At 39.2% G+C, this 2,939-nt stretch carries 3 protein-coding genes; 2 read left to right on the forward strand and 1 reads right to left on the reverse strand.

The genetic code is table 11. From position 1 onward, the window contains the following. The first annotated feature begins 73 nt into the window (after positions 1–73). Together E1176_RS03050 and E1176_RS03055 are read left to right on the forward strand one after the other, a co-directional pair. Positions 74–1,099 (forward strand): tetratricopeptide repeat protein, encoded by a 1,026-nt coding sequence (locus E1176_RS03050; protein WP_155209107.1) that lies wholly within the window; start codon positions 74–76, stop codon positions 1,097–1,099. Further along, entirely contained in the window at positions 1,090–1,533 is a 444-nt protein-coding gene (locus E1176_RS03055) for a GNAT family N-acetyltransferase (RefSeq protein ID WP_155209108.1), read from the forward strand. Before E1176_RS03050 ends, E1176_RS03055 begins: the two co-directional genes overlap by 10 nt. A 39-nt stretch (positions 1,534–1,572) precedes the next feature. On the opposite strand, the gene E1176_RS03060 is transcribed toward E1176_RS03055, so the two are convergent. Further along, complete coding sequence (locus tag E1176_RS03060) at positions 1,573–2,892, reverse strand: RagB/SusD family nutrient uptake outer membrane protein (protein ID WP_155209109.1); 1,320 nt, start codon at positions 2,890–2,892, stop codon at positions 1,573–1,575. Positions 2,893–2,939: the final 47 nt, after the last annotated feature.

Below are 2,939 nucleotides of genomic sequence, written 5' to 3' on the forward strand. Positions count from 1 at the left end.
TCTTCACAATTTATCGATGGTTTTGTTTATAAATCAATAACGATAACCTACGGATATACTTATTTTTGCATTCATGAATATATACACCTCGGCATCATTAATTTTTTTAGCTTTTCTACTTTTAGCCTGCGGAAACGATGACATTACTCAAAAACAGCGCTTCCTTATCAGAGGTAATAATGCTTTGGCAGAGCAAAATTACCGTGAGGCCATCAGGTTTTATCGAGAGGCGGTGATTATTGACTCATGTTATACACCTGCTGTAAATAATATGGGAGTGGTGTATTACGAACAAAAGCAATATGCCAAAGCTATAGTCGCTTACGATAATGCGATTGCCTGTGATAGAGAGTATGTAGATGCTTACATCAATAGGTCTAATGCTTTTTATGAGCTTAAAGAGTATTACAGAGCTTTGGATGATTTGTCGTTTGCCCAATCGCAGGTGCCGGATTCAGCCCAGGTGTATTTTATGCAAGGCTTGGTTTACGCTAAACTTAGACAGTATAATAAGGCTCAAAACTCATTTAACGAAGCACTGAAAAGAGATAGTGCCAATGCCGAAATTTGGATTAATCGTGGGTCTGTGAAGTACTATAAGGGTAATTTATTTAGTGCTGAAGAGGATTTGAAGTATGCGCTCAAATTAGACCCATTTGAAGGCAACGCCTATAACGCATTAGCTTTGATAGAAATTGAAAGACGTAATTACAACAAGGCCCTGAACCTTATAGAACAAGCATTAGGTCATGAATCGAATCAACCTTACTACTTGAATAACAGGGGTTATGTATACCTACAACTAGAGCAACCGGATAGGGCTAAAGTTGACATTGATAAAAGTATTGTGTATGATCCTAACAACGCCTGGGCTTATAGAAATAAAGGACTTTATTATTATAAAACGGGCGATTTAAAAGAAGCAATCAGGTTATACCAGCAGGCACTTCGTCTCGATAAATATGCAGATGATATTTATTGGTATCTGGCCCAGGCATATCGAGATGCCGGAGAGGGTGGCAAAGCGTGTAAATTGCTCACTGAGGCATTGAAAGAAGGGCTGGTTGAACAGCAAAAGTATGATGAGTTATGTCTTTAAAGATAGAGTTGATCGATGCGAAAGTAAATGAAGATTACAACGATGCACTCGAAATCAGGGATATGGTTTTCAGGGTTGAGCAAAATATACCGAGAGAACTTGATGACGATGGTTTCGATGAGCTGTCTATACATGCCATTGCCTATGAGGATGAAACACCGGTGGCTACAGGTAGATTGTTTGTAAAAGAGGGTAGAGGTACCTTGGCGCGAATAGCGGTGCTGAAAGACCAAAGAGGCAAAGGTTACGCTTCTATCATTGTAAATGCATTGGAAGAAGAAGCAGTAAAGCAAGAAGTATATTATTTGGAATTACATCCGCACACTTATCTCTTCGATTTTTATTCAAGATTAGGATATCGAAAAGATGAAAGCTACTACGAAGAAGTTGCTGGTCATGAGTTGATAAGAATGACTAAAATAAAAGAAGCCTGATAGCTTAACTATCAGGCTTCTTTGTATGTTGCTTAAAGTCTAATTATTAGTAGTGTTACTTTCTGTAATAGGCCTTGGGAAAGCACGAATAACTTCATCGCCAGGTCTGTCAAGAGGTATTTGATCTAGCCGATCATACCTTCTTAAGTCAATCCAACGGTGGCCTTCACCAAACAGGGAGTAGCGTCTTTGGCGCAATAGTTCATCAGTTAGCGCAGCAGCATTCACAGCTCCTGCATACGGATCTAATCCGGCAGCTGTTCTAACCTGATTAAGGGCATTAACTGCCTCATTATTATTACTGCCAATATTAGCTTCAGCGTACAGTAGGATTAATTCCTCATTGCGCATAAGAGCTACAGGGTCTACTTGGCTTTTGTATAACCAAACTTGATTTCTGGCACTCAGATCATCAAACTTAACTCTACCTGAAGCAAAAGGATCAGATTTTTCAGTAACTCTTTTATCTCCTGCTTCAGCATCGTTTACCCAAGAGTCATGCACCATAAACTCCTGACCAGACTGATCTTGAATGTAAAATTGAGCATTTGCGATGTCGTTACCTGTAAGACCAAATATATGCTTAGGACCTACATCTAAATCTCCATCTAAATCGAGAAACGACTCAGCCAAAAGAGATCTTGCAGCTGCTTTATCGTTTTGATAGATGGCTACTCTTGCAGCTACAGCTCGGTTGAACTCTGCAAATGTTGCTGGTTTATCAAATCCATCAAATCCCGAACTCAATACGAAATCAAATTCAGCACCTGCTACAGTCAAATCATTATAGCCTTCATTGAGAATAGTTCTAATTTCGCTTAGTGCTGGCTGGTAGGCAAGTTCAGCTCCTAAGTTGTCAGGATCATTCACATCCACTCTTATGCCATTATCTTCTTGTCGATTGGCTACCATCATAAGTGAGTATGCTTTTAAGGTTTTTGCATAACCTATGTAACCTGCCTTAGTAGTATCAGCTAAATTAGCTGAGGAGTTTGTTACAGCCGTTTCTAATAAATTAGCCGATTGCACAATTTTATACCATGCAGCATAAGCACGGGTAGTTAAAAAGCCGTTGTTATCCAGCGGGCCTTTTAAGAGCTCTCCGGTAAAACGAGGATCTACTCCTGTAAGGTCATAGTACTCACGACCAATAATGCTTACTGTTTGATAATGAAAGTGCAAATCATTACGCATGATTGCCTCCAGACCTACTGCTAAAAGTCTAACATCAGCCTGAGTGGCTCCTTCTTCAAAACTTTGAAATGTAGGTGCATTGGGGTTTTCCACCTCGTCTAGACTACACGACATTACGAGTAGTGCTGCACCTAAAGTAAATATATAGCTTATTATCTTTTTCATAATTTTAAATGTCTTGTCTTAGAAATTTACATTTAAGTGGAAATTGA

Source organism: Fulvivirga aurantia, assembly GCF_009711475.1.
GTDB lineage: Bacteria > Bacteroidota > Bacteroidia > Cytophagales > Cyclobacteriaceae > Fulvivirga > Fulvivirga aurantia.

Coding starts and splice junctions, on each gene's coding strand:
- E1176_RS03050 (WP_155209107.1), top strand. CDS start 74: ATGAATATATACACCTCGGCATCATTAATTTTTTTAGCTTTTCTACTT.
- E1176_RS03055 (WP_155209108.1), top strand. CDS start 1,090: ATGTCTTTAAAGATAGAGTTGATCGATGCGAAAGTAAATGAAGATTAC.
- E1176_RS03060 (WP_155209109.1), bottom strand. CDS start 2,892: ATGAAAAAGATAATAAGCTATATATTTACTTTAGGTGCAGCACTACTC.